Origin of the sequence: Blautia sp. AF19-13LB (genome assembly GCF_003479105.1) — a bacterium.
Lineage (GTDB): Bacteria > Bacillota > Clostridia > Lachnospirales > Lachnospiraceae > Fusicatenibacter > Fusicatenibacter saccharivorans.
On the sequence record NZ_QUGO01000015.1, the window covers coordinates 82,607 to 89,419 of the forward strand.

At 47.9% G+C, this 6,813-nt stretch carries 5 protein-coding genes and 1 CRISPR repeat array; all 5 genes read left to right on the forward strand.

Going from position 1 to position 6,813, the window contains the following annotated elements:
• Nucleotides 1-8: 8 nt before the first annotated feature.
• Nucleotides 9-768: direct repeats of the CRISPR family, unit length 36 nt; unit sequence GTTTGAGAATGATGTAAAAATGTATGGTACTCAAAC.
• 225 nt (nucleotides 769-993) lie between these two features.
• Complete coding sequence (locus DWX32_RS14815; protein ID WP_117510241.1) at nucleotides 994-1,758, forward strand: type III pantothenate kinase; 765 nt, start codon at nucleotides 994-996, stop codon at nucleotides 1,756-1,758.
• A gap of 79 nt (nucleotides 1,759-1,837) precedes the next feature.
• Entirely contained in the window at nucleotides 1,838-2,224 is a 387-nt protein-coding gene (locus tag DWX32_RS14820; RefSeq protein ID WP_117510240.1) for a GntR family transcriptional regulator, read from the forward strand.
• Between the two features lie 16 nt (nucleotides 2,225-2,240).
• Nucleotides 2,241-4,715, forward strand: a complete 2,475-nt coding sequence (locus DWX32_RS14825; RefSeq protein ID WP_117804997.1) for an ATP-dependent Clp protease ATP-binding subunit — start codon at nucleotides 2,241-2,243, stop codon at nucleotides 4,713-4,715.
• A gap of 103 nt (nucleotides 4,716-4,818) precedes the next feature.
• Entirely contained in the window at nucleotides 4,819-5,232 is a 414-nt protein-coding gene (locus tag DWX32_RS14830; protein WP_117804996.1) for an endosialidase, read from the forward strand.
• Nucleotides 5,233-5,305: 73 nt separating this feature from the next.
• Nucleotides 5,306-6,685 (forward strand): DNA repair protein RadA, encoded by a 1,380-nt coding sequence (radA, locus tag DWX32_RS14835; RefSeq protein WP_117804995.1) that lies wholly within the window; start codon nucleotides 5,306-5,308, stop codon nucleotides 6,683-6,685.
• The last annotated feature ends 128 nt before the right edge of the window (nucleotides 6,686-6,813 follow it).

The window sequence follows — 6,813 nt, forward strand, 5'->3', positions numbered from 1 at the left end:
TGCTTCTCGTTTGAGAATGATGTAAAAATGTATGGTACTCAAACCTCCGGCGTTCCTCTCGTGCTTGCTTCTCGTTTGAGAATGATGTAAAAATGTATGGTACTCAAACTCGCCGGGATCTCAAAGGAAGAGGCGATTGTTTGAGAATGATGTAAAAATGTATGGTACTCAAACTGAAGGCACTCGATTGCAAGGTCACGCATAGTTTGAGAATGATGTAAAAATGTATGGTACTCAAACATCGCTAAGCTCCGAAACAGCGCGGCTTGCGTTTGAGAATGATGTAAAAATGTATGGTACTCAAACGATCCCAGAGAACCACGCACAAAGTCCTCCGTTTGAGAATGATGTAAAAATGTATGGTACTCAAACCACGGTAATCAACACTCATGGTCTGCCGCACGTTTGAGAATGATGTAAAAATGTATGGTACTCAAACAGGCTACACGCCCTTCCGTCATGTACCATAGTTTGAGAATGATGTAAAAATGTATGGTACTCAAACGCCCATTCGTCCTGCAAAAGATCTGTTACGGTTTGAGAATGATGTAAAAATGTATGGTACTCAAACAAATACTGAGCTACTTTTACAGAACCTTCGTTTGAGAATGATGTAAAAATGTATGGTACTCAAACCGGCATCCAGTTGATAACAGCAGCTCGATGGTTTGAGAATGATGTAAAAATGTATGGTACTCAAACTTTCCACCTCCCCTAAATCTGTAAGTAATGGTTGGAGAATGATGTAAAAATGTATAGTACTCAAACATTTTCAGGGCAAATTCTGCTAAATCGTACGTTTGAGAATGATGTAAAATTTATTTTTGTGAACAACAAGAATAGATAATTCAAAATGAAATATTCAGAAGACAGTATGAAATCGACTTAATTGACTTTTTCTTGCTGTCTTTTTTCTTGTCTCAAAGCACCGCACCATGTATAATAAAACCACAAGAATTTCATTTCATAGTTTTTACAGGAGGAACCCGAATCATGATCCTTGCAATAGACATCGGCAACACGAACATCGTCCTTGGGTGTGTGGAAGGGAAAAAAACATACTTCATCGAAAGACTCTCCACGGACAAGGCAAAAACAGAGCTGGAATACGCAGTCAGCCTGAAAAATGTACTGGAACTGTATGAGATTCCGGTGGAGCAGATCGAAGGAGGTATCATCTCTTCCGTTGTTCCGCAGGTGACAGAGCTCTGCCGGAGTGCGGCAGAAAAAGTGATTAAAAAGCCGGTCAAAGTTGTCGGCCCCGGTGTGAAGACCGGACTTAATATCAAACTGGACGACCCCGCAACGGCAGGAAGCGATCTTGTTGTAGTAGCAGTAGCAGCGCTGAATGAATACACATGTCCGCAGATTGTTATCGATATGGGAACTGCCACGACGATGAGTGTACTTGATCAGAAAGGAAGCTTCATCGGAGGCGTGATTCTTCCGGGACTTCGTACTTCGCTGGATGCTCTCGTATCAAATGCCGCGCAGCTTAGCCAGACCAGTCTGACAGCACCGAAAAAAGTCATTGGCAAAAATACGCTGGACTGTATGAAAGGCGGTATGATTTATGGAAACGCTGCCAGCATCGACGGCATGATCGAACGGATGGAAGAAGAACTTGGCTGCAAATGCACGATTGTGGCTACCGGAGGTCTGGCGAAAGCTGTGATTCCGCACTGCAGACATGACATCATCATCGATGAGAATCTGCTCCTGAAAGGTCTTCAGATCATCTACGAGAAAAACAGGTAGGGAAACCGTTTGTTGACAAAGTCTGCGAATTGTTATAACATATGTATAACAAAACGATACGAGAAAGCAGGGTGTAACTATGTATTATGAGACAATACAGATCGATTTCAACAGCGATGAAGCGATCTATATCCAGCTGAGAAATCAGATTATTCTGGGTATTGCCACTTCCAGAATTCAGGAAGGAGATACTCTACCTTCGGTAAGACAGCTCGCAGACAATATCGGAATCAACATGCATACCGTAAATAAGGCCTACAGCGTACTCCGGCAGGAGGGGCTTCTTTCGATTGACCGAAGAAAAGGAGCCGTTATCTCTATCGATGCGGATAAACTGTATGCCATGCAGGAACTGCGCGAAGATCTGCAGGTGATTCTTGCAAAAGCCGTCTGCAAAAATATATCAAAAGAAGAAGTACATCAGCTTGTAGATGAAATTTACAGCAATTACGCAGACGAAACATGAAGGAGACAATAGTATTATGAGAGAAGGATATACCAGTCAGGCAAAAAAAGCACTGGCATATGCGGTTAGGACAGCTGAAAAATGTGGACATAATTACGTAGGAACCGAACACCTTCTGATCGGACTTCTGAACGTGGAGGATGGCACAGCAGGCATGGTGCTTTCTGAGTTTCACGTAGATGCCGGACAGCTTACCGAACTGATTGACCGTCTGATTGCACCAGGCGGAAACACCGTGACCGAATCCCGACCGGGCTATACTCCGCGGGTACGCAGAGTGCTTGAAAATGCAGAAGCGGAGGCAGCGCGTTTTAAGAGCAGAGCTGTGGGAACCGAGCATCTGCTGATTGCAATCTTAAAAGAAAGTGACTGTGTTGCTACCCGTTTGCTTTTTACCATGGGGATCAACATTCAGAAACTATATGGAGCAATCCTTACTGCCATGGGCGAGGCACCGCTGCAGGGCGGTGCAAGCGGAAATACAAACACCGGCCGCGGACCGCAGACAAGAGGTGGAGCGCAGACCAGCGAAACGCCGGCACTGGATCAGTACAGCCGGGATCTGACGGAGCTTGCGCGTGAAGGAAAACTCGATCCGGTTGTCGGCCGTGGGCAGGAAATTGAGCGTGTCATTCAGATCTTAAGTCGCCGGACAAAAAACAACCCGTGTCTGATCGGAGAGCCGGGTGTCGGAAAAACGGCGATTGCGGAAGGTCTGGCGCAGCGGATTGCCCTTGGCATCGTGCCGGAAACGATCCGCGATAAGCGAGTTGTTGTCCTTGACCTTTCCGGAATGGTAGCCGGAAGCAAATACCGCGGTGAATTTGAGGAGCGTATCAAACGCGTTGTCAAAGAAGTCACGGAAAATGAAAATATTCTGCTGTTCATCGATGAACTTCACACCATCATCGGGGCCGGCGGTGCAGAGGGAGCACTCGATGCATCCAATATCTTAAAACCGTCCCTTTCCCGCGGAGAAATTCAGCTCATCGGTGCAACAACATTGGAAGAATACCGTAAATACATCGAAAAAGATGCCGCATTGGAGCGCCGTTTCCAGCCGGTCAAAGTAGAAGAACCGACGGAAAGCGAAGCACTTGATATCTTAAAAGGCCTGCGCCCATACTACGAACGCCACCACGGCGTGGAAATCACCGATGAAGCACTGGAAGCAGCCGTAAAAATGAGCGTCCGCTACATCAACGACCGTTTCCTGCCGGATAAAGCCATCGATCTGATCGATGAGGCATCCGCAGGCGTACAGCTCGCCGGCTACCAGGTGCCGGACAACATGGCAAAAGAGGAGCAGACACTGTTCGAAGTACAGAAAGAAAAAGAATCCGCGATCAGTGCCGGCGATTTTGAGCAGGCAAAAGAACTGCAGGCGCGCCAGCAGGAGCTCGAAAAAGATCTGGAGCAGATCCGAAAACGCTTTGAACGCCGTTGCAAAAACAAAAAACTGCAGGTAACAGAAGAAGAAATCGCAAAAACCGTATCCACCTGGACGAAAATTCCGGTACAGCGTCTCGCGGAAGGAGAATCGAAACGTCTGGCAAGACTGGAGCAGACACTCCATAAACGCGTTGTCGGCCAGGAAGAAGCCGTGACAGCTGTGGCAAAAGCCGTAAAACGAGGCAGAGTCGGATTAAAAGACCCGAACCGTCCGACAGGATCCTTCCTGTTTCTTGGACCGACCGGTGTCGGAAAAACAGAACTTTCCAAAGCACTCGCCGAGGCAGTTTTCGGTACAGAGCAGGCCCTGATCCGCGTTGATATGTCGGAATACATGGAGAAACACAGCGTTTCCAAGCTGATCGGTTCCCCTCCGGGATACGTTGGCTACGAGGAAGGCGGCCAGCTCTCTGAAAAAGTGCGCCGCAACCCGTACAGTGTGATCCTGTTCGATGAGATCGAGAAAGCTCACCCGGATGTGTTCAACATTCTGCTGCAGGTACTTGATGATGGCCATATCACCGACGCGCAGGGCAGAAAAGTTGATTTCAAACAGACCTGCATTATCATGACATCCAATGCCGGAGCACAGAACATTGTAGCGCCGAAACGCCTTGGATTCCTTTCGACAGAAGATGAGCGGAAAGACTACGAATACATGAAGGGCCAGGTGATGGAAGAAGTCAAACGGATGTTTAAGCCGGAATTCCTGAACCGAATCGACGAGATTATTGTATTCCATCAGCTTACCAAGGCGGATATGAAGAAGATTCTGCAGATTCTGCTCAAAGATCTGGAGCGCCGCTGCAAGGAGCAGATGGACATTGAATTGAAAGTCCGTGACACCGTGAAAGAATATCTCGTGGAAAACAGCTTCGACAGCAAGTACGGTGCCCGCCCGTTAAAACGCGCGATCCAGAGCAAAATTGAGGATCCGCTCGCAGAAGCCATCCTGAACGGAGAAGTGAAAAAAGGCGATACCGTTGCGGCTGGAATGAATAAGAAAGAGATTACATTTAAGGTTCTTGAGAAAAAATAATATAAAATTCCATAAATTATATGGTAAAATCTTTTTGATTATGGTATGATTTTCACAAACAAACGAAACACCACAAAAGACAAGACCAGGAGGGCATTTACAAATGTCAGTAGTAAAAGAATTAATCCGCACAGAGGCAGACGGAGGCATCAGCTTCGGAGATTATGAGCTTGCGGCAAAGGCAAAAAAATCTGATTTTGAGCACAGAGGAGATCTGTATAAAGTAAAAACCTTTAAGGAAATCACAAAGCTGGAGAAAAACGGACTGTTCGTATACGAATCCGTTCCGGGAACCGCAGTTACCGATCTGAACGTATTCGACGGCGGCATGACCTTCAAAGTAGAAGGACCGGAGGATGCACAGATCACCGTTGAAATGGAAGCAGAGACCGAATACAAGGTGCTGCTCGACGGTGTAAACGTTGGCCACATGACCACAAACCTCGGCGGAAAACTTTCCTTCAGCGTAGAGCTGGAAAAAGCAGAGAATGTAGCAGTAGAAATCGTAAAAGCATGATGAAATAAGAAAAGAAGGCTGTCGCAGAACGTGTGCGGCAGCTTTTTTTGACAATTATAAGGGAGACACAACTATGGCAAAAGCAAAAAAAACAGCCTTTTTCTGCCAGAACTGCGGCTATGAGTCAGCAAAATGGATGGGCCAGTGTCCGGCGTGCAGAGAATGGAATACGTTTGTGGAGGAACCGACGGCGGCCAAAACACCGGCGGGAAACCAGGGGATCGGAAGCCACAGCGCAGCGGGCAGAAAGCCGGTGCATCTGACGGAAATTTCAACAGGAAAAGAAGAGCGTATCCCGACGGGAATCGGAGAACTCGACCGGGTGCTCGGCGGAGGAATCGTGCCGGGTTCCCTGACACTGGTCGGCGGCGATCCGGGAATTGGAAAATCCACACTCCTTCTGCAGGTGTGCCGCATGCTGTCCACAGCAGGACATCAGGTTTTATACATTTCCGGCGAGGAGTCCCTGCGCCAGATCAAACTGCGCGCCGTGCGGATCGGAGAATTTAATGAAAATCTGTCCCTGCTCTGTGAGACGAATCTTGACATCATCCGCGCCGTCATGGAAAAAGAGAAGCCGGAGATTGCCGTCATCGACTCGATCCAGACCATGTACAACGAGGAGGTCAGCTCCGCGCCGGGCAGTGTATCCCAGGTCCGGGAATCGACGAATGTGCTGATGCAGATTGCAAAGGGAATGGGAATTTCGATCTTTATCGTCGGTCATGTGACAAAAGACGGTAATGTGGCCGGCCCACGTGTGCTGGAACACATGGTAGATACCGTGCTGTACTTCGAGGGCGACCGTCATGCGTCCTACCGGATTCTACGCGGCGTCAAAAACCGTTTTGGTTCTACAAATGAGATCGGCGTCTTCGAAATGCAGACAGAGGGACTCGTGGAAGTGAAAAATCCATCGGAGTACATGCTGAACGGACGGCCGGAGGGAGCTTCCGGTTCGGTTGTCGCATGCTCCATGGAGGGAACGCGCCCGATCCTGATCGAGATTCAGGCACTGGTCTGCCACAGTAATTTCGGAATCCCGCGCCGCACCGCAGCAGGATGCGATTTCAACCGTGTGAACCTGCTGATGGCAGTGCTGGAAAAACGCGCAAGAGTCAATCTTTCGACAAGCGATGCCTACGTCAACATCGCAGGCGGAATCAAGATGAATGAGCCGGCGATCGATCTTGGCATCGCACTTGCCGTCGTATCGAGCTACAAAGATCAGGTGATCGATGAGAAAACGGTCGTATTTGGCGAGGTCGGCTTAAGCGGTGAGGTCCGCGCCGTCAGCATGGCGGAACAGCGTGTACTGGAAGCAAAAAAACTGGGCTTCGAGCGGGTGATTTTACCTGCTGTCTGCATGAAGCCCGTGGAGAAAATCGGTGGAATCGCACTGATTCCGGTGGAAAATATTCAGGATGCGATTCTGCGCGTGGGGAAAAATTAGAAGGAAGTTGTGGAAAAAGGACCGGCGTGTGATGCGTACGGTCTTTTTTAAAAAATTCAGATAAAATATAAAATATGCAGAATTAACTATATTTTTCTAAAAATAAGAAAATTCGAAAAAAGGTGTTG

Excerpts from the sequence above, each read along its gene's own strand:
- DWX32_RS14815 (WP_117510241.1), top strand. The coding sequence starts at position 994 with ATGATCCTTGCAATAGACATCGGCAACACGAACATCGTCCTTGGGTGT.
- DWX32_RS14820 (WP_117510240.1), top strand. The coding sequence starts at position 1,838 with ATGTATTATGAGACAATACAGATCGATTTCAACAGCGATGAAGCGATC.
- DWX32_RS14825 (WP_117804997.1), top strand. The coding sequence starts at position 2,241 with ATGAGAGAAGGATATACCAGTCAGGCAAAAAAAGCACTGGCATATGCG.
- DWX32_RS14830 (WP_117804996.1), top strand. The coding sequence starts at position 4,819 with ATGTCAGTAGTAAAAGAATTAATCCGCACAGAGGCAGACGGAGGCATC.
- radA (WP_117804995.1), top strand. The coding sequence starts at position 5,306 with ATGGCAAAAGCAAAAAAAACAGCCTTTTTCTGCCAGAACTGCGGCTAT.